The organism is Vibrio profundi (assembly GCF_005281835.1).
GTDB classification, from domain to species: domain Bacteria; phylum Pseudomonadota; class Gammaproteobacteria; order Enterobacterales; family Vibrionaceae; genus Vibrio; species Vibrio profundi.
In genome coordinates this window covers 518,638-539,521 of sequence record NZ_RZIS01000002.1, presented here as the reverse complement: position 1 = coordinate 539,521, position 20,884 = coordinate 518,638, and the positions used below count along the sequence as shown (strand labels likewise).

General features: G+C 44.7%; 15 protein-coding genes. 6 read left to right on the top strand and 9 right to left on the bottom strand.

From position 1 onward, the window contains the following. Positions 1 to 48 precede the first annotated feature (48 nt). From ELZ11_RS07300 to ELZ11_RS07285, 4 genes are all read right to left on the bottom strand, one after another. The gene (locus tag ELZ11_RS07300) at positions 49 to 1,362 is read right to left on the bottom strand and encodes an HlyD family type I secretion periplasmic adaptor subunit (protein ID WP_137356722.1); all 1,314 of its coding nucleotides are present in this window, start codon (positions 1,360 to 1,362) and stop codon (positions 49 to 51) included. Further along, a complete protein-coding gene (locus ELZ11_RS07295) occupies positions 1,355 to 3,505 on the bottom strand; it encodes a peptidase domain-containing ABC transporter (RefSeq protein WP_137356721.1) in 2,151 nt (716 codons plus the stop codon). Before ELZ11_RS07295 ends, ELZ11_RS07300 begins: the two co-directional genes overlap by 8 nt. After that, on the bottom strand, positions 3,502 to 5,139 hold the full coding sequence (locus tag ELZ11_RS07290; protein WP_137356720.1) for an ABC transporter transmembrane domain-containing protein: 1,638 nt from the start codon (positions 5,137 to 5,139) through the stop codon (positions 3,502 to 3,504). Before ELZ11_RS07290 ends, ELZ11_RS07295 begins: the two co-directional genes overlap by 4 nt. 413 nt (positions 5,140 to 5,552) lie before the next feature. After that, positions 5,553 to 6,341, bottom strand: a complete 789-nt coding sequence (locus ELZ11_RS07285) for an AraC family transcriptional regulator (protein ID WP_137356719.1) — start codon at positions 6,339 to 6,341, stop codon at positions 5,553 to 5,555. A 99-nt stretch (positions 6,342 to 6,440) separates the two neighbouring features. On the opposite strand from ELZ11_RS07285, the gene ELZ11_RS07280 reads away from it, so the two are divergent. From ELZ11_RS07280 to ELZ11_RS07265, 4 genes are all read left to right on the top strand, one after another. Continuing rightward, complete coding sequence (locus tag ELZ11_RS07280; RefSeq protein ID WP_137356718.1) at positions 6,441 to 7,358, top strand: DMT family transporter; 918 nt, start codon at positions 6,441 to 6,443, stop codon at positions 7,356 to 7,358. A gap of 136 nt (positions 7,359 to 7,494) precedes the next feature. Beyond that, entirely contained in the window at positions 7,495 to 9,117 is a 1,623-nt protein-coding gene (locus ELZ11_RS07275; RefSeq protein WP_137356717.1) for a peptide ABC transporter substrate-binding protein, read from the top strand. A 227-nt stretch (positions 9,118 to 9,344) separates the two neighbouring features. Further along, complete coding sequence (locus ELZ11_RS07270; RefSeq protein WP_137356716.1) at positions 9,345 to 10,106, top strand: DeoR/GlpR family transcriptional regulator; 762 nt, start codon at positions 9,345 to 9,347, stop codon at positions 10,104 to 10,106. Between the two features lie 165 nt (positions 10,107 to 10,271). Beyond that, entirely contained in the window at positions 10,272 to 10,994 is a 723-nt protein-coding gene (locus ELZ11_RS07265) for a LuxR family transcriptional regulator (protein WP_137356715.1), read from the top strand. A 98-nt stretch (positions 10,995 to 11,092) separates the two neighbouring features. Here ELZ11_RS07265 and ELZ11_RS07260 read toward each other — a convergent pair whose 3' ends face one another. The 3 genes from ELZ11_RS07260 to sbcD all read right to left on the bottom strand — a co-directional run bounded on the left by ELZ11_RS07260 (position 11,093) and on the right by sbcD (position 16,824). Next, the gene (locus ELZ11_RS07260; protein WP_137356714.1) at positions 11,093 to 11,674 is read right to left on the bottom strand and encodes an acyl-homoserine-lactone synthase; all 582 of its coding nucleotides are present in this window, start codon (positions 11,672 to 11,674) and stop codon (positions 11,093 to 11,095) included. A gap of 243 nt (positions 11,675 to 11,917) precedes the next feature. Next, positions 11,918 to 15,595 carry an AAA family ATPase gene (locus tag ELZ11_RS07255; RefSeq protein ID WP_137356713.1) on the bottom strand — a complete coding sequence of 1,226 codons (3,678 nt, stop codon included), beginning with the start codon at positions 15,593 to 15,595 and terminating at the stop codon, positions 11,918 to 11,920. Next, entirely contained in the window at positions 15,592 to 16,824 is a 1,233-nt protein-coding gene (gene sbcD / locus ELZ11_RS07250) for an exonuclease subunit SbcD (RefSeq protein ID WP_137356712.1), read from the bottom strand. The genes ELZ11_RS07255 and sbcD overlap by 4 nt, the downstream gene beginning before the upstream one ends. Before the next feature lie 246 nt (positions 16,825 to 17,070). Here sbcD and ELZ11_RS07245 point away from each other — a divergent pair, with 246 nt between their 5' ends. Continuing rightward, positions 17,071 to 17,574 carry an acyl-CoA thioesterase gene (locus ELZ11_RS07245; RefSeq protein WP_137356711.1) on the top strand — a complete coding sequence of 168 codons (504 nt, stop codon included), beginning with the start codon at positions 17,071 to 17,073 and terminating at the stop codon, positions 17,572 to 17,574. Positions 17,575 to 17,757: 183 nt separating this feature from the next. Then, positions 17,758 to 18,003 (top strand): hypothetical protein, encoded by a 246-nt coding sequence (locus tag ELZ11_RS07240; RefSeq protein WP_137356710.1) that lies wholly within the window; start codon positions 17,758 to 17,760, stop codon positions 18,001 to 18,003. Between the two features lie 342 nt (positions 18,004 to 18,345). Here the strand turns inward: ELZ11_RS07240 and malG are convergent, their stop codons facing one another. Further along, complete coding sequence (gene malG / locus ELZ11_RS07235) at positions 18,346 to 19,236, bottom strand: maltose ABC transporter permease MalG (protein WP_137356709.1); 891 nt, start codon at positions 19,234 to 19,236, stop codon at positions 18,346 to 18,348. A gap of 12 nt (positions 19,237 to 19,248) precedes the next feature. Further along, positions 19,249 to 20,820, bottom strand: coding sequence for a maltose ABC transporter permease MalF (gene malF, locus ELZ11_RS07230; RefSeq protein WP_137356708.1), 1,572 nt, complete (start codon positions 20,818 to 20,820; stop codon positions 19,249 to 19,251). Positions 20,821 to 20,884 lie beyond the last annotated feature (64 nt).

The window sequence follows — 20,884 nt, the reverse complement described above, 5'->3', positions numbered from 1 at the left end:
TTGTTTCTTGTATCGTTCTGAACAAAGAGACGGTTGTGACTCTTTAAGTTACCTTTCTCCGAATGCAACACTGATATTGGTATAGATTGGCTTCCAAAGGTATTGGAACACCGACTTCTCGCCCGTCGTGATATCTACCTCACCCGTCATTCCAGGAAGAATAGAAAAGCTTTCAGGGTTGTCACGGAAGTATGGCGTTTCAACAGACACCACAACCTCATAATAGATTTCACCTCGTTCACTTTGGCTTGTGGTCGGTGAAATACTCTCAACCTGCCCTTTTAAAGCACCAAAACGGCTGTAATCAAACGCGTCAATCTTGATTCGAGTTGGCTGACCTACGTTCACGAAACCAATATCCCTCGGTGATAAACGAGCTTTAAAATCTGCTTTACCGCCGACAGGAACGATCTCCACCACAGTCCCGCCCGGTTGAATAACGCCGCCGTTCTGTGTACTTGGCAGGCTTTGTACCAAGCCTTGTAGCGGTGACACTAACATGGTGTTCGTCAGTTTTGCTTGGCTTGAACGCACTCGTGCATTAAGAGCCGACAAATCTGATACCGCTTTGGATCGATCGTCACTTACTTTTGCTTTGGCTTCTGCAAGAAGTTGCTCGATTTTTTGCTCATTGCTGTCTGCCTGTTTAATCAGAACCGACTTCTTGCCGCGAGCTTCTTCAATTTTCTGCTCTATGCTGGCCAACTTCTGACGCATTTCAAGCACGCGTAAACGAGAGATGTTGCCGGCCTTATAACCTTTTTCTAAGATGTTCAGTTCTTGCTTAGTAGCACTTAGCTCTTTGTCGTAGCTAGGTAGAGACTTTTCTACGACGCGAAGCTGCTCTGCTATCTGCTCACTGTCCTTTTCCAAAACAATGCGTTTTTGATAGTAGAGCCCTTTTTGAGCATTTAACTGCGCCTTTTGTTGACTAACGATCTCCGGGAAATCAATTTCAAACTCCCCAAAATTCGGTTCACGATTGTCTAACAAAGCGTTCATACGCTCGATACTCGCAAGCAAGGTTACTTGTTGTGATTTCAACTCTTCGAGCGCTGTACGCTGGAAAGTAGCATCAAACTCAACAAGCGGCTGACCTTTCTCTACCAGTTGACCCTCTTTAACGAGAATTTGCTTTAACTTACCGCCAATGGCGCTTTGTAATACTTGCTTTTCCCCTTCAGGAATCACCGCACCCTTTGCTTTTGCGATTTCATCCACTTGGGTGACCACAGACCAAGTGACAAAAGCGATAACACACAAGGCAACGGACCATGTCGCCAATGCCAATGTTCGAGCTGTATTTTGTGATTCAACAAGCTCGCCGTAACGCTTGCCAGTCTCGATAGGTTTTTTAGCCATTAGCGACTCCTTGCTTTGACTCAACTTTTTGCTTTGGTAACTCTTGTGTGGCAGATAGATGCTGCTCTTGAGACTCTGATGGCTGCTCCAGAGGACCTGCATAAACCACAGCACCCTCGTCTAACACAACGACTTTATCAGCGAGCTTAATCAAATCTGGATCATGCGACGTATATATCACCGTTGCTTTTCCTTTCTTCATCGCCAAGAACTCACCGAATACACGTTTAGCATTGGGATGGCCATCAGGCACCGGGTTATCCATTAGGAACATCGGGTAGTCATACACCAAAGCTTTGGCGTCAATAAGGATCTGAGCGACAGTGCCTGACAACATGTCAAACAGGCTATCCGGCTGGATGCTGCTGATAGCGGTATCCAACCCATCTGGTAATGCGGAGAACCAGCGCTTGCCACCAACCATATCAATGGCTGAGATCATTTTCTGCTCCTCCACTTTATGTCCATCGCTCAACCACTCTCGAATACTCAAAGTGAGCAAGTCAGGGTAAGCAGCGCGAATGAAACACCAGTGTCGATAGAGCTGCGGATCGTACTGAGCAAGGTTTACCCCCTTAAGCTCAACCATACCGTTTTGAATAGGCTGTAAACCGGACAACACTTCAATTAATGTCGATTTGCCACTGCCTGAAGGGCCAGTAATCGCCACAATATCACCCGCTTCAACATCAAAACTTACGCCATTCAATGCAGGGCGACTCTGTTTAGGGTAACGGAGAGTCACTTGATCTAACTTCAAGTTCGGAGCGACCGATGGCAATGGATGATGCTGGTAACTGAATTCACGTTCAGACGGCTGAGACAGGATACGATTTACCTGCAGCTTAGATTGATTAAAGCTATTAAAACGCATCGCGCTGTTTGCTAGAACCTGCGCAGGCCCAGTTACTTTGGAAATCAACATCATTGATGCAATCAAACCACCGGGCGTCATCACTTGCTCGAAAATAAGTCCAATACCTAAGCCCATAACAGCCAGTGTTGAACCCACTCCAATAAAGTAATAAATCGAGGTGTATCGACTTTGCAACACCGATTGATTAAATGTCACCGTAGAGGCAAGCAGATTGGCCTTTTGGAAACGTTGAATCCAGTGTTCCGAAAACCCGGCACTACGAATAAAAGCAAGCTTGGACGACAACTCATTAGTCATATTTTGACGATTCGTGCCGGCTACCGTCGATTGCATTGAGCGCTTACTACTCGAACGTATCGAGCGCTTAGCTAACAGGTAATACAGAACCAAAGAGACGATTGGAACCAGTACCAGCCATCCACCTAGCACACCTATAGCAAGAACAAAAATGGCAATGAAAGGTAAATCAAACAACGCATTACCGAGTGGTCCTGATAACACACCTGAAATACGTTCAGATAACATCACTTGGTTTTGTTGACTAGACGAGGCAGTTTGCTGATTTTGCGCATAGCTATTTCTTAATAGTCGCTGCACAAGGGACTGAGATATTTCTCGGCTGACTCGGTTGGACACAGAAGCAAACACTCGACTGCGCAATGTTCTTAACCAACCCATCATCACAAACAACAAGGCTGCACCAATGGCAATTCCTTGCAGTTCGTGCCCAGCATCGCCACCGATTACATGGTCATAGATCGACATCGTGATGAATGGTACTGCGAGAGCAAATAGATTGGTGATAAAGCTAACCAAGAGCAATTTAGGAATGATAGGACGAAAAGCATGTAACCGTTCACCAACCCAATCCGGAGAAGCCTTCTCCAATGGCGCCCCTTCGATCACAATGCAAAATTGAGGAACCTCTGAAACGTCTTCATTGCCATCAACAGCCACAAACTGTTTTGACTCCAAGTGACCAGAAACCAATTCACTTTCACTAAGAACTAGGAGCACTAATTTGTGATCGCCCACCTCATCTAGGTTAGCAACCAAGCGATATGGCAATGCAAGCCTATCAAACAGGGCAAACATATCATCTATTGATTCAATGCCGTTCTCATCAACCCATTGGCGAGCGAACAGTTGGATATTCGCATTTACTTCCAACGCCTTGAGCACAGAAAGGCTTTCAGTTTCCAGTCGGTTCATCGGCTCATGTTGACCGTCTGTTTCGCGATGGCGATTAGCATCTAAACGATTCATGCAATGACCTCCTGCTGATTAGAACTGTCTTCGGCAATCGAACCGTTTGCTACTGTAATTGTTCGACTCGCTATTTCGCGAAGTTTTGCATGATAGCTCACCATTAATATGGTGCGCCCTGCCAATACTTCTTCTTCCAGCACCTTGACCAGATTACCGAGAGCATTGAGATCGAGCGATGAATCCGGTCTTTCTAGCATGATAACGGGCTTACCACTCGCTAATTGAGCCGCAATATTGAGCATTTTAATGTTGCCCATACTCAACAAAGAAGCACTTGTATGGCCGATTTGTGTTTCTAACCCATCAGGTAAACGCGTAATTTCTTTGGTTAATCCTAAGCGCACAGCGTAATCATTGGCGCTTTGTGTTCTCTCAGGGTCAAAGCCACACAAATTATCCAGAATCGTACCTGAGACTAACTGCCCTTTAACCCCGCAGTAAGCTGTAGCTTGAGCGACAGAAGCAATAGAAACGGCTTCGCCATTAATGAAGCACTCACCCGCGGTCAAATCATCAATCCCTGCTATCGAAGACAGTAAGTGACTATTGATGTGGCGATCTTCACTCTCTAACAACACCAGCTCACCTTTATTCAGCGTCACATCCGCACTGGCGAGTTCACCATACCTTTCAACGGTGGCTTGCTTGATTTCTAAAGTCTCAAAGTCAGAGAAATTAAGCTCAGAACCAGCGGACTCAGCCAGTGACAAGTCTCCTAACTTTTCAATTGCCTGATTGGCACTATGGATTGAATTAAGCTTGATTCGAACCCCAACCAGAGCACTCAGAGGCGCAACCGCTCTACCCGACAAGATGGAGCATGCTGCTAACCCACCCGTTGTTAATTGGCCATCCAATACCCACAAGCTCCCGATAATCACCAACAACACAGAAGTCGCGAGTGCGGCAAGCTGAATACACTCTTGAGCGAAGGCATTCTGCTCTTCTTCTTTGGCTTTGGATTGAGATCGGACATTATTGAGCGATTTAAACTGATTAAAAATTCGAGATTCAACAGCCTGACGTTTAATACCCTGAATGGTTTGGCTAAGAAGGATCAAGAAGGCTTTTCTCTCCTGTTCATCTTTAGAAGCTTCTTCACTTAAACTTTTCACGCGGATAGAAGACAGCCAAACAATACCAAGCGTAATGAGCCAAACTGCCAAAGGTATCGCCACTAGCTCACCGCCGATATAAGCCACCAGCCCAAGAAAGATCAATGCAAAAGGCAAGTCGATAAAGCCAGAGATTATTCCACCAGAATACCAATCCTTAACTTTGGATACCGATCCTAGTCCCTCTTCGACACCGCCCACACCGAGCTTACGAAGGTGGCCTGATGAAGCAGTCGTCACCCTTTCAACCAAAGTTTGGTAAGTGGCTTTTTCTGTATTGCTGGCCGCGGCAGACAAAAGCCAAGTGCGAACAAAACGTATGAGAGCTTCCATGGCTACGGCTAGTGTTGCCCCAGCTAAAAGCAGTGTGGCCGTACCATAGCTTTGATTGGGAAGAATGCGATCGTAGATCTGGAGAACCGTTAATGGAACGGCTAATGACAAGAGGTTAATAAGTAAAGAAGGCAGTAAGACTTTCCTTACTACCCCTTTGTTTTTTACTGACGTTACAGGCATACACAATCCTTATCCATGCTTATGAAATAAGATTGGTACACACCATTAGGTAATACAAGGTAACGAACTGATTTAATTTAACTTTAATACTGATATCTAGATCTCACAAACAATAATCGACTTGATTTCTGCACAGGTAGATTTTGTAAGGCCTTAAGGTTGATCTGGGAATTAACGCAAAACTTAAAGCTGTGCATTACGAATGTCACATCCTAAAACGCGGGACTGCCTTTGAAGACAATTGTGTCACACTACAGTTTTGTTAGAAGAGGGGTCTAAATATTACTATCGAAAGCCAGCTCGCACCTGAATATAAAGGAGGGTGTTTTTTGCACTCAAACAACTAGCCCTATTTCAACCAGTCATCGAATTGTATTCCAGCGAGCCAATACTTTGTAAAAAATAGCACCCACTCACAGCAATCGGTTTTTGTACTGCTCGGGGGTTTGGCCTGAGTATTTTTTAAACATGCTAATAAAAGGGCTAGCTTGGTTATAACCTAGCGTTAGCGCGACTTCTTTTACCGACTGTCCGTTCCTCAATAAATCCATAGAGTGCAAATACCGCACTCGTAACCGCCACTCAGTAAAGCTCATTCCAAGCTCACTTTGGCAATGGCGCGCCAAGGTTCGCTCTGTAGTATGCACACGTTCTGCCCACTGCTTTAACGAGACTTCTTCTGTTGGATTTTCTTCAATCGATGACAGAATTGGTGCTAAGTATTTGTTGTCACTCGATGGTAAGAAATGATGGGCGACTTCTCTGGTTGATAGCTGATCTAGCAAGACTTGAATTAAGCGCTTATCTTCGTCACTTTGGGCAACGTTGATTTCTCTTAAGCGAAAATCATCAATGATCGACGACACGATGGACGTCACCTTAATCAAACTGGTTTTTTCAGGCAGCGTTTGCGTCAACTCTGGCGCGATATTCAACGAGCAATAATCCAAAGGCTTTCGGTTATAACTGCAGTGCATAACCCCAGCAGGTACCCAAATAGCAAGATGTGGCGGAGCAAGAAAGCGCGTCCCTTCGGCTTCCATTTCCAAAATCCCACCGCTAATCAACTGAACTTGCCCCCAAGGGTGACTATGCACTCGCGTTTCAGTATTCGACAAAAATGCTTCGAAATTCATAAATACGTTGGATGGAGCCTTATCGATTGATAAAGATGGATGAAGGATTCGTTGCTGCTTTTTCAAACTTGTCTTCCTATCGCGCTCAATGTCTTTTTAAAGATACATATAACCATTGCGACCTGTCAAACTAGTTTCACTCCACCAAACTGCGACGGAATTCACATGATATACCTTCTACCTTTGTTCACTGTATTCATATGGGGTGCTAACTCTATCGTGAACAAATTAGCCGCTAGCGCCATTGAGCCAAGCGCGATGAGCTTTTATCGCTGGTTCGTCGCGATGCTGATCTTAACGCCTTTTTGCATCCGGTCTGTTCGAAAGCAGTGGCACATTATTAAGCCTAACCTCAGCAAACTTGCTCTCCTTGGTTTTTTGGGCATGGTGCTTAACCAGTCGCTCGGTTACTACGCAGGTTTAACAACTACCGCTTCTAATATGGCGTTAATTACCTCACTTGTGCCGTTGATCAGCGTATTTATTAGTGTGCCTTTGCTAGGTAAATCCATTTCAACGTTAAGTGTTGTCGGCGGTGTAATTTCATTGGCCGGATTAGCGCTAATGCTCGGTGAAGGCGACCCGCTTTTCTTCATTCACCAAGATATCACTCAAGGTGACGGCTTAATGATCATTGCAGCCTGCGTTTACGCCACATACTGCGTGCTGCTTAAACGTTGGAAAATGCCACTCACTAACTGGGTCGTAATTTATGTGCAGGGCGTTTTCGCAGTACTGATGTTGCTTCCGCTTTGGTTGAGCAGCGAGCAATTACAGCCAACGCAAGCATCATTACCTTTGATTGCATACGCAGCTATTGCGGGTTCTATCCTTGCTCCTTGGATGTGGGTGAAATCGATTGATGCCATCGGAGCAGAGTCCAGCGCAATGTTCATGAACTTACTGCCTGTGTTCGCGATCATTCTTGCTGCAAGCCTGCTGGGTGAACAGCTCTACTCTTTCCATATGATTGGTGGTGTAATGGTCATTTCAGGCGTCATCCTCTCTCAAATCAAAAAGCAAAAAGCGTTAGCACCCAATCTAGTCTCTAGCGCTACCGTTAAACCACAAAACACTCTATAACAAGCCCGCAAAGCCTTAACGATTCTCGATAAGGCTTTGCACTCAACTTTCGAAAATACGGGTAGTAAGTATTTGCTTTTTATAAGGGAGTTATATTTAATGCATGAAGTTCTGTTTATGTCGTAAAGGAATTACAATGACAAATAAACCGCTTCAACTTTTAATCCCCGCACTTCTCGTATCAGCCTCAGCTTCAACCTTCGCTGCCGATATTCCCACTAATATTTCCCTAGCCAAAGAGCAACATTTTGTTCGTGGTAATGGTGCAGAACCTAGCACGTTAGACCCTAGCTTCGTGAATTCAGGTATGCCTGGAGACATTATCGTCAATGATATGTTTGAAGGCTTGGTGATCGAAAACAGTCAAGGGCAAATTATTCCGGGGCAAGCTATCTCATGGACGATCAGCGAGAACGGAAAAACCATCACATTTACTCTACGAGATGGCATCAAGTGGTCTAATGGCGCCCCTGTTATCGCGTCTGATTTTATATTCAGTTGGCAACGAGCCGTTAGCCCGAATACAGGTAACAACACAGGTCACTACTTTGTCACTGCGAATATCTTGAACGCTGATGAGATTCTGCAAGGGACCAAGCCAGCGTCTGAATTAGGGATCAAAGCCTTAGATGACAAAACAGTCGAAATACAGCTTGAAAAGCCTACTCCCTACTTCTTGAGCTTAATGAGCATTAAAACCTTTTTCCCCCTTCCTCAAAGCCTTGTGACAGAGAAAGGTGACCAGTGGACACGAGCGGAAAACATCATTTCTAACGGAGCTTACACACTCAAAAAATGGGTGCCGAATGAATATGTTGAGGTCAGTAGGAATTCGCAATATTGGGACGATAGTAAAACCGTTATCAACAAAGTGACTTACCTTGGTTTGTCTTCACAAAATGCTGAGCTTGTTCGCTATCAGGCCGGCGAAATAGACATGACCAACCGAGTCCAGCTTGAATACTACAATAAGCTCAAGAGCGAAGATCCGCAGCAAATTAAAGCTCAGCCATTGTTAGGCTCTTACGTTTACGCATTCAATACCACCCAAGCACCGTTTGATAACCTAAAAGTTCGACAAGCACTAAGCATGGCTGTACATCGCGATATTCTTGTCGATAAAGTGACTGGCCAAGGAGAACCTGAGGCCTACAATGTCGTCCCTAGCACCATTCCTGATTACCAATCTCCAGCTTCTGAATTTGCTGCTCTTACCGCCACCCAAAGAGTTGAACAAGCAAAGCAATTACTCGCAGAAGCCGGATATAACCAAGACAACCCCTTACGTTTCACACTCACCTACAACACCAGTGAAAACCATAAGAAAATCGCGATTGCGATTGCTTCTATGTGGAAACCATTAGGCGTTCAAGTTGATCTACAAAACATGGAATGGAAAGCTTACGTCGCGGCAAAAAGCTCTGGTGATTATCAATTGGCGAGATCTTGGGCATTTGGTGATTACCCGGAACCGTCAGCGTTGCTCGAAGGCTTTACCTGCCAGCACAGCGCTAACGAAAGCGGCTACTGCAACCAAGAATTCGATAAGCTTCTCAAGCAAGCGAGCTTAGTGTCTGAGCAAAGTGAACGTTATCAGCTATACCAGCAAGCAGAAAGTTTACTCAACCAAGCATCGGCGGTCATCCCTCTTTATCATTACAATCATACGCGTTTAGTGCGAAGTAATTTGCACGGTTTCCCGGAAAACAACCCGAAAGGAAACATATACGCCAAAGATCTGTACTTCGTCGAACAATAGTTCACCGTCTTGTTCTATAAGGAACAACCTCAATGAAAGCACGTAAAACGAATGTGAATATGTGTTCGTAACGTTAATCAATCTAGGGAAAATCATTCGATTTTCCCTTTCGTTTAATTAAAATATGCCCTTAAACGCTCATTTTTTGCGTTACAGTCGCTCTGTTTATTTGAATTTGTCATCGGTACGCTTACACTGAACGCAGTAAACAAATTAAGGAATAGATTGTGAAAGCGGTAAAGCGTCATCAGGAAATTATTGAACTCGTCCAAACCCATGGCTTTGTCAGCACTGACGAATTAGTTGAGCGTTTTGACGTAAGCCCGCAAACCATTCGTCGTGACCTCAACGAACTCGCTGAACTCAATAAACTGCGCAGAAACCATGGTGGAGCCACTTTAGCTTCCAGTTCAGAGAACTCTTCCTATCAATCTCGCCAAGTTTCAGCACAAGATGAGAAAGAGAAAGTTGCATCAGCTTTGGTTCAGCACATTCCCAATGGCGCTACGTTATTCATTGATATCGGAACCACACCAGAAGCCATAGCACGTGCCTTACTTAAAGAGCATGAACAACTTAGAATCGTCACCAACAACATTAACGTCGCGACTATTCTAATGACTAAACCTGACTTCAAAGTCATTTTGGCAGGTGGAGAAGTGCGTAACGTTGATGGTGGTGTAACCGGTGAAGCCACGCTAGATTTCATTTCACAGTTCAGACTCGATTTCGGTATTCTAGGTATTAGTGGCATTGACCACGATGGCTCGCTGTTAGACTTCGATTACCATGAAGTTCGTGTAAAACGTGCGATTATCGAAAACAGTCGCTGCGTGTTCTTAGGTGTCGACCACAGTAAATTTGGTCGTAACGCCATGGTGAAGCTTGGCAGCATTTCAGATATCGACCGAATCTTCACCGATGTACCGCCACCTAAGGAAATTGCGGCGATAGCTCGCGAGAACGAAGTCATCATTGAAGTGGTATAAGCGGCTCAATCTTCGATGAAATAGCGCACGAAACGTGCGTTATTTCATCAAACAAATCATTTCTCATCACACATCCATTGCAATATGATGTTATTCACGTACTTTCACTGATAAACCTGACATAAGTATCATTAGTAAGACCGAGTTTAGTAGGTTCAAAATACGATGAAAGAGATCCTCAGACTAATCGAAGAAAATCGTGAAATAACGAGCCATGAGCAACTTGAGCAAACCTTGCTAAAGCTCACCAATATTATCGATCATGAATATTTTCTTTTTGGCCTTTCCTTGCAGCCGAAATTAGAAAATAGCGAAATCCTCATGACGGATAACTACCCCGCTTCATGGCGCGAACAGTACGATGAGTCTGGCTTCATGCACGTCGATCCTATCGTTGCCTACAGCATGCAAAACTTTTTGCCGATCAAGTGGGATGACGTAAGAGAACAAACCGGTCAGGGCGTCGAGATTTTTGAAGAAGCGCGTTGTAACGGCCTAAAAAAAGGCTTCAGTATTCCAGTCCATGGACTGAAAGGGGAGTTTGGTATGATTAGCTTTGCGACTTCAGACGCTAAGTCTTACGATCTAAACAACCCTAGTATTGAGATGTCTCAGCTTATTGTTCCTCTCATTGCATCCAACATCACCAATATTGCTAAAAACCACAAAGATGCAATCCCTACCGTGATTTTAACCGAAAGAGAGACTCACTGTTTAACATGGGCGGCTGAAGGTAAAAGTGCGTGGGAAATAGCCGCTATCTCAGGGTGCTCTGAACGAACGGTTAAGTTTCATATTTCGAATGCATGTAAAAAGCTTGGAGCAAACAACCGCTATCAAGCGATCACTAAGGCAATTTTAGGCGGCCATATTTACCCTGCCGTTTAAGGCTTCTATCTAACTCATTGATTGGTTAGCCCCCCTCCCAATAATATGCTCCAATGTCTGGAGCATATTCGTTAGAGAGTTAATGATACTGGCTCGACCTAGCCAAACACACTCACTCGATAGCTTTCATTCATCGGTATCTGCAACGCCACCGAGCGCGTTTCTCCTAACATATGCACCTTGCCATCTCCGATACGTTTGAACGGAATGTTCATACGATCAATGAGCTTCTCGACTGCTGCCGACGTGACTGTCACGTACGAATCAATGTCTCGCTCTTGGGCATGCTCATAAAGCGACTGAAACATTTTCAGTGTGACGTTACTAACGCCTCCTACACTTTTGGAATAGTCTTTATCAACTGCGAAGCGGCTCAGCTCGTAAATACGCTTTCCCGTTGGCGCAGGTTCGGTGCCAAGCAATTCAGGAAAGGTATCTTTGAGCATGTAAGCGGCAGTGGTCGGTAAAATTCTCCAACATCCAACTAAATGGCCATTACTTTCTTTTGCGTATAAATAATGGGCCATCTCGATATCATATTGGTCACTTTCCATTTGCTGGCTGGTTTTAAGATCCCAGCGTAAACGGGCACTGAACACTTTGTATCTAAGCCTTAACAGGTTGTGGTAATCAGAAGAAGGGATTTGGTTTAGGTCATGGGAATGTATTGAAATTGTCATGTTTTTGTCTCCTTGTATATGGAAACAAAAACCTAGTTGATTGAAGTATCAATTTAACCTGTCCGATCGGACAGTTACATCATGATATTGATTAATTTAAAATTAAGTCGTTGATCGAAGAATTGACAATCAGTTGGCAAAATAGAGTACCAAATTCAAAATAACGAGTACCGCCAAGGCTTAATCAAAAACACCTAGCAATTGCTAGGTGTTTTTTTGTTTGGGTTAAGCTAAATGTGCTCGCTAAGCGACACGATATTGCGGCTCAAGTACACTGACACCTAAGCCACTCTTTTTCGTCACTTTAAGCTGAACAGGAATCCGTTCCTTCATTGCTTCTATGTGGCTGATCACGCCAATCATTTTCCCTGACGCATTTAAGTTGTCTAACGCATCCAATGCTATATCAAGCGTTTCAGCATCAAGCGTACCGAATCCTTCATCTAAAAATAACGAATCGATGCTCGTCTTGTGGCTCACCAAATCCGAGAGCGCCAGTGCCAATGCTAAGCTCACCAAGAAGCTTTCACCACCCGATAAGGTCTTAGTGTCACGAACGGTATCACCCTGCCAGGTATCTAATACCGACAGCTCTAACCCCTCGCCGTCTTTACGTTTAAGAAGGTAACGCCCATGTAAACGTTCAAGTTGTTTATTCGCTAAATACACTAAATTGTCTAATGTGAGTCCTTGAGCAAACTTACGGAACTTGTCACCTTTTTGCGAGCCGATCAAAGAGTGCAAATATTGAATGTCATCGTATTCTTGACGATACGCCTCGATTTGATCGAATAACGATTGCTGGCCCTCTCGACGTTTAGTGTCGGATTCCAGCTCATTATGCAGTTCACCTGAACGTTTCACTGCGGCGTCTAGGCTTTGCTGCTGCGCTTCGATCTGTTCCGCCACCTGAACCGGTTCTGTTTGCTGCCAAGCTTCTGCATGTTCGGTTTGTTTCAGCTTAGTCATTTCGTCAACACACGCATTTAACAGCGCTAAGCTGCCTTCTAAGCGCTTGTTGAGCTCCTGCTGAAGGTGAACAAGTCGTACGCGTTCATCTTCAGCCAATAACGCGCTTAAAAACACCGACTCTTCTTCGAATGGACTACTCTCTAACGCTTCTCGCCAAAGGTTCCCTTTTGCTTCAAGGTCACTTTGCGCTGAAATGATACTTTCATTGAGCATCTTCAACTCTGCTTGTGAAGAGTGCAAAACGGCCTGTTGCTGTTGATGGCGTAGCCTTATTTGCTCAAGTTCATTTTCCACCGCTGCCACTTTAGCAATTTGTGTTTCTCGCTCTACTTGAACGATACGTTCACCAAATAAGGCCAACCTTTCGCCAGCCAATTTATCCAATGATTGAACAGTTTCAGCCAGCGTTTTATCTAGCTCCTGTTGCTGATGATTCAGTTCAGCAACTTGATCTTGGGTTGTCGCCAGTTCTTTTTGAAGCACCGCCAGTTGCTTCTGGTTTTCGCTTAATGCTTTGCTCGAACTTTGCCATTTTTTAGCATCCAATTTCTTGTGCTCAAACCAAACGTCTATCGCTTGTTCGGTGCTAAGCGAGAAGCCGCTCGATTCAATATCATTTCTTAACCCATTATCGAGTTCATCCAAAGATAAGCTCAACTCAGAAATCTGCTGTCGAGTGGCACTTTGTTCTTTCGCAAGAGATTCATTACGCTGCTGCTCTAAATTTAACTGCCCCTGAACCGACTGTTGGTGCAATTGCGCTTTCGACAGCTGCTCATTCGCTTGCTGAACAGCCTTTTCGGCCTCTGCAAGCTCAGCGATTTTTTTAGCTATGTCCTGTTTATTTTGCTCTAGCACCTGCATATGTATGGCAATCGTCTCTGGCTGAGCGATCAGTAACTCAGTACCAAGCTCACGATTAAGTTCCGCCCAGCTCACGGTTGTCGAACCGATCTGCCCTTCAAGCCATACGACTCGCTGCGTATACTCTGTTTGTTGGCGAACAAGGCCATCTAATTCCGCACGAATATCGCGCCCTTGCTGCTCTGTTTTTTCAAAGTCGAGCTGAGCTTGCTGCTTCTGTGCCACCAGTTCACCTTGACTGGCTAGCGACGAATCGGACACTTTCGGGTGATCAAATGAACCACACAGTGGACATTCAGAATTAGGCTCCAATTGAGCTCGATAATGAGCCAAATGTTCTTCTTGAGAAATCAAACGGTCCATCGACTGCAACAGCTGTTTTTGCGTTTGATAGTGGTTACGCAACTGCTCTCTTTGCTGTTCTAAGTCTTGATGTTTGTTTTGCGCTTGCTGTAGCCACTGCTGTTTCTGTTGTAACTCTTGGCTAAATTGCTCCCATTGAGATTGAACGCTCGTTAACGAGTGGCGCATAGAGAGTTTATTCATTAAGCGAGAATGTTCCGCTTCAAGTGACGTTTTATCCGTCTGCTCAACTAATGGGGTTAACACTGCTAGCGCCTGAATATGTCGCTGCTCACTTTCCGCGAGCGACTTCAACGCATGTTCGAGTTCGGCTTGGCACTTGTTCACCAGTAATGCTTGTTCTGTTACCGATTTGTCCGCTTTGATTTGAAACTCATTAAGCTGACGAAGGTTTTCAGTATCACGCAGCCACTGAGTATGTTGCGCTTTCCAGCCTTCCAACTGCACTTCTACGTTTTCATCGTGACAATGCTTTTCCAGATACTCTTCTAGAGCGGCGATGTCACGCTGAGATTGAAGCGCTTTCGACTCTAAAGAAGACAGCGCTGAACGCTGTGTTTCCAACGAACTACGCTGTTTAGCCTGTTGTTCAAATAAACCATCTTGTTGCTGTTTTACGGTAGATATTTGATTATCTAACGGAATGATTTTGTCATTAATCAGTGCCTCTTGCTGAGCTTGTTCTTGCTTCACGACCTCAACATTATTCTGTACTTTCGTCACATGCTGTTCAGATTCAGAAGCACTTTGCTGAGACTGTTCACATTGTGCTTGTTTAACGACGAGCTGCTCTGCTAAGCCTTTTAATCGCGTATCTACTTCTTGCCACAAAGAATAAGGTGCACGAAGCTTTTCTGCCGGTTCACTGTTAGCGAGTTTGGCTAACTCAGGGGCCGCTTGTTCGAGTTCAACTTTCACTTGTTGGTGCTGCTGCTGAGCTTTATCGTGCTCTTGCAGCTCTTTCTCTAGCTGATCCCACCAAGCTTTATGCTCGTTTAGTTGTGATAACTGAGCTTTGACTTGTTGTTGCTGGTGTTCTATCTGTTTCAGCTCTTCAGTTAGCTCTGCAATTTGCTCAGCGCTAAGAAGTTGAACACCTTGCGCCAGAGACTCTAATTGCAACAAGGTTTGCTTGGCGTGGCTGAAGTGCTGGTGAACACTTTCAGAAATCAGCCCATAGATTTCGGTTCCGGTAAGCTCTTCTAATAGCTCAGCCCTTTCGGCTTCTTTGGCGTTAAGAAACGCAGCAAACTGACCTTGAGAGAGCATCATCGACTTAGTGAAACGAGCGAAATCGAGCCCCGTTAATGACTCCACTAGCTCTGACTTCTTTTTGATTTGCGTAGCCAGTACTTTACCGCTTGCGACTTCAGCAAGCTCTACTTGCGCAGCCTGTAGGTTGCCATCGGCCTTGCCTCTTGAACGTCGCATACTCCAGAACGCGCGATATGCCTTACCTTTCACTTCGAATTCGACTTCCGAAAAACACTCCGCTGTTCCTCGTGTCATAATTTCATTGCTGCTCGTAGACAACTGCCCAAGCCTTGGCGTGCTGTGGTATAGCCCCAAACATATCGCATCAAGTAAGGTAGTTTTGCCGGCCCCCGTCGGGCCTGTGATGGCGAATAGCCCGTTATCTGCAAACGGCGATTGGCTGAAATCAACTTTCCATTCACCCTTCAATGAATTCAGGTTGCCAAAACGAAGCGTTAAAATTCTCATTCTGCTGGCTCCTGATGTTCAATGTCGGAAACAATTTGTTGGAAAGTTTGGGTAATACGAGAGCGCCTATTTTTTTCTTTTTCACCCTCAAACTCTTCAAGATCTAAACGCTTGCTGAACACGTCGAACGGCGTTAACTCAGCCAAAGTTTCATTACTGCTTTGTTTCAGCGAAGCGGCATAGCTTTCTCTTGAACGGCGTAGCTGTAACACTTCAATCGTCGTACCTTCGACCATTAACTGGATTCGATTTTGCAGATCAGATAAGAAATCTTGAACCTGAACTTCAATGGACACCCAAACACTTTGTTCGGCGTACTCTTGTGCCAGTTCTTTAATCTGAGTTTCTATTTCGCTCAAATCGCCTTTCAAACTATGCATAGCTTGAAAACGAGGCACAGATAAAGCGTCAAGTTGGCTGAGCTTGCCATCGGAAAACTCCACCAACATGACTTGCTTGTCTGACTTAAGTTCGTCAAAACTCAGAGGGATGGGTGAACCGCTGTATCGAATATGTTGTTGTTTCGCAACTATCTGAGGGCGGTGAATATGCCCTAACGCAATGTAATCAGCGGCAGGGAAACCTTTAGCATCAAAGCCATCCAGTGTTCCGATGTAAATGTCACGAACAGACTCAGTCGCTGTAACGCCAAGCGCAGTCAAATGCCCCGTCGCGATGATAGGAACGTTGAGGCTATTTTGTTCACGCATTTCTCGCGCTCGGTTATACAGTGCGTGATAGTGCTGCTCAATCGCTTTGCCAAGCGCTTGCTGCTTCTCAACACCCGACTCTCCCGCCTGGCTGCTCACCACATCACGAGCACGAACAAACGGCACAGCGCACAAGTAAGCGCCTATCCCTTGTTTGGTATGAAGCTCAATGATTTGTTCATCCAGATCATCAGAGGTATTAGCAATAACGTGCGTATTCAAACATGCCAGTAGCTGTTTAGATTCGTTCAACGTAGAAACCGAATCATGGTTTCCACCCAATACGACCAACTGGCAATTTTGTCGGTTTAGATCGACGACAAACTGGTTATACATTTCTCGCGCGTAGCTCGGCGGCGCACCGGTATCAAAGACATCGCCAGCGATGACCACAGCATCAATGTTTTGCTCATCGACCTGCTTTAACAGCCAGCAAAGAAAAGCTTGATGTTCATGTTTACGGCTTTTGGTGAAGAAATTCTGGCCTAGGTGCCAATCTGAAGTATGAAGAATACGCATGTCGGTTACTTATTATTAGAGTCGATCAATTGTGCCAACTAAATCTAGTGGATTAAAGGGAATCTCTACTTTAATTCTGTGTACTAAGACGCTATTGTTGCTAGTAAGTAATGTTTTTGTTACTAGAAGACTCAAATCGCCGCAACTCTATATAATTAGAAGTTATTCGCTGAATCGATTTCTGGTTATTGGTTTCGGTCAAAGGGTCTGTAGCCAAAGAATAATAAGTAGAAATTAGGAAGACGTATGAGCAGCAGTCAAGGTAGATCAAATGGACAACGTGAAATCACTTTACGCTTTTTAGCTGAGCCGGGCGACGTAAACTTTGGCGGTAAGGTACACGGTGGTGCCGCCATGAAATGGATTGATTTGGCAGCTTACGCTTGCTCTGCAGGCTGGAGTGGCAAATATTGTATAACGGCGTACGCCGGGGGCATTCGCTTTGTCGCGCCTATCCACGTAGGTAATCTCGTAGAAGTTCGTGCACGTGTTATTTACACGGGTTCATCATCTATGCATATTGGTATCGATGTACAAGCCAGCGATCCAAAAGAGCTAAACAACCGACTCACAACGCACTGTATCGTGATTATGGTTGCGGTTGATGAAAACGGTAACCCGACCAAAGTACCTGAATGGGTGCCAGAAACCCCTGAAGATATTGAAATGCGTGACTCAGCCATTCGTTTGATGAATATGCGTAAGCAAATCGGCGAGGAGATGGAAGCGCACGTAAAATACCTGAAATAACGTGTTCAAGCCAAATTAATACGAAGTATCCAAAACGAGCGAATAATCGCTCGTTTTTTGTATGAAAATCCCACCAATGATAGTCATTTTCAAATAACCGTTTGCCTGTCATCAATTCGTCATTTTGCTTTGGTCTAATCCTGATTCTTGGAATGTATGTCAATGAATCATCAGGAGCAATTTGTGAGTCTTGCCACGACTACTCTCAGCGAATCCACCTTGGTCAATCTAAAAGCCGTGGAGTATCAATGGGTACGAACACTGTATGTAGAAGGCTATAATAATGATGAGATCAATCATTACATTCAGGCCTGTTTCGGCGGTGATAGTACGTTTGCAGACCTATTTCGCAAAGTCGCTCTTGACCAAGAAAGCATCTACGTATTATTGCAATATCTAGGCTGCGCCCCCTCTAGCCGCGAATTCTGATTTTCTTTACCTCAAGTTTTTATGCAACAGAGATAGTGATTACATATTAATCATTGAAGTCTCACGCAGCCCAATCTAACTAACCTATCAATAGCGCGCGCTCAGAATATACTCGATTGCGATAATCAGAAGACATAAAAAAACCCAAGCCACATAAGTGCTCGGGTTTTGGTTACAACAACTATTAGCTTGCATGGGGTAAGGAACCCAGGCTAATAGCCAGCTATACGTAACGCTAGTGTCTGGGTTTTATTACTGATCGGCGGCCAAACCAAATGATGTAATAAAATGCCATTGTAGAGCGGCTTAACGCCGCTCTTATCTTTGTTATTCTGCTATACCTTATCCTTTCACACCACCAGCAGTCAAACCTCCGACTAACCAGCGCTGTGCCAATAAGAATACAATCGTAATCGGTAATGCTGAAAGAACAGCCGCTGCAGCAAAGTCACCCCATAGATAGTTCTGAGGGTATAAATACTGTTGCATACCTACAGCTAATGTATATGAGTTTACATCAGAAAGTAGTAATGATGCCACTGGAACTTCACCCACCACACCGATAAACGCCAGAATAAACACAACCGCAAGAATAGGCACAGACAACGGAAGCAGTACTAACCTGAAAGCTTGCCAAGGTGTCGCGCCATCAAGCGCTGCCGCTTCTTCTAATGAATTATCAATAGTTTCGAAGTAACCCTTGATCGTCCAAACATGCAGGGCAATACCACCTAGGTAAGAGAAAATCAGGCCGCCATGCGTGTTCAAACCTAAGAACGGAATATATTGACCCAGCTTATCAAACAAGGCGTAAATCGCGACCAATGCCAGTACCGCAGGGAACATTTGGAAAATCATCATGCCCTTTAGGATGGTTTCTTTGCCTTTAAAACGCATACGAGCGAACGCATAAGCAGACGTTGTTGACAGTGCCACAATTAAAATAGACGTAATGCCCGCGACTTTCACCGAGTTCCATAACCACGTCAGAACAGGGAACGGAGGCGGCGTTACACTTCCGTCGGCGTTTGTGACTGAAATCCCTAATGCTAGTTTCCAATGGTCAAGTGAAGGATTCTCAGGTATCAAACTACCTGTTGCGAAGTTACCTTCACGGAAAGAAATCGCAATAATCATTAGCAATGGGAAAATAATCATCGCTAAGAAGCACCACAACGCAATATGTGTTGCCCATACTCGGTATTTAAGGTTTTTACCTTGTACCATAGCCATAGTTGTTGCTCCTTAATCTTGAGACAGTTTAGTGAAACGAAGGTTGAGCAATGCAAGCGCACCAACCAATAGGAAGATAAGCGTTGCAATCGCACTTGCCAGGCCAAAGTCTTGACCGCCACTGCCTTCAAACGCGATACGGTAGGTGTAGCTCACCAGTAGGTCGGTGTAACCCGCAGGCTCAGAGGTACCAATCATGTTAGGACCACCTTGAGTCAACAACTGAATCATCACGAAGTTGTTAAAGTTAAACGCGAACGCAGCAATCAGCAGTGGTGTTAACGGCTTAATCATTAACGGGAAAGTGATGCGTCGGAAATTGTCGATAAAGTTCGAACCATCGATAGCAGACGCTTCATATAAATCTTCAGGAATCGCTTTTAATAGACCCATACATAGGATCATCATGTAAGGGAAACCTAACCAAGTGTTTACAATCAACACCATGGTTTTCGCTAGCAGTGGATCTGAGAACCAGTTAGGGCTAATGCCAAATAGGCTTTGCAGTACCACGTTGATCTCACCGAAGCTTTGGTTGAACAAACCTTTAAAAATCAAAATTGAGATGAAAGCTGGAACCGCGTAAGGAAGAATCAATAGCACTCGATAAATCGCACGTCCTTTCAGCTCTTCCCACTGCACCACGCTCGCCAATACCAAACCAATAACCAGAGTCAGCACAACGGTCACAACAGAGAACACCACCGTCCAAATGAAGATGCTGATGAAAGGTTCTTTGATGCCTTCGTCTTTCCACACTCGTTCAAAGTTGTGCGTGCCGATATCAACGATGAAACCCGGAGAGACGGTATTACCAATAAATTGGCCGTTGTCATCTACTGGTTGGTAGAAGCCCACTTCCATGTTTGGTTTTAGCGTTTCGTTAGTTTCGTTATTTACTAGAGTTTCGCCGTCTGCTTGCAGCGTATAAAGCGGTACAACTGCTGCAAATTTACGAAGCCCACTCATACGAATATCTTCACCACTTGGTAAGTGGAAATCGACACCGCTGATTTTGGTACGATTTTGAATGATCGTTTTGATTTTTTCTTTAGAACCTTCAACACTTTCGACAAGGCTAAGATCCATATCGTTGACGGCTAGATTGTCTAAAGAAAACGCGTCTGTCGCTAATAGTTGATCGCCTTTTTTAACCGCAATGCGGTGGCCATCGTCCGTTTTATACAAAGTGAATGGGTAGCTATCACCGCTTTGGTAAGTTCTGTCCATCAGTACCGATTGGGCTCTATCCAATGACAGTTGATTTTTCGCACTATAGTTGGTGAATGCTAACCCGACGGTGTATGCCAATGGGAAAAGAATGAATAGAATCATTCCGGCAATACCCGGGTAAATATAGCGGTGGGCGTAAGTTTTCTTACTGCCAAAAATATAAAGGGCCAGAGCGGTGAGAATCACAGTAAGCAACGCGAATGCGAGCTCACCACGAGAATACATAAGAATAGTTGCGTAGCCATTAACCAGACCTACCGAACCAAGTAATGCCCATTTAATGAACACACTTTTACTGGCGGGTAAGTTTGCTGGTGCTGAGATAGCATCTGTACCTTGAACTGACTGCATAGAGGAACCTGCTAGCGAGAGATATAAAATAGAAAAGTAAGGAGAGGTTGCCCTCTCCTTAAAA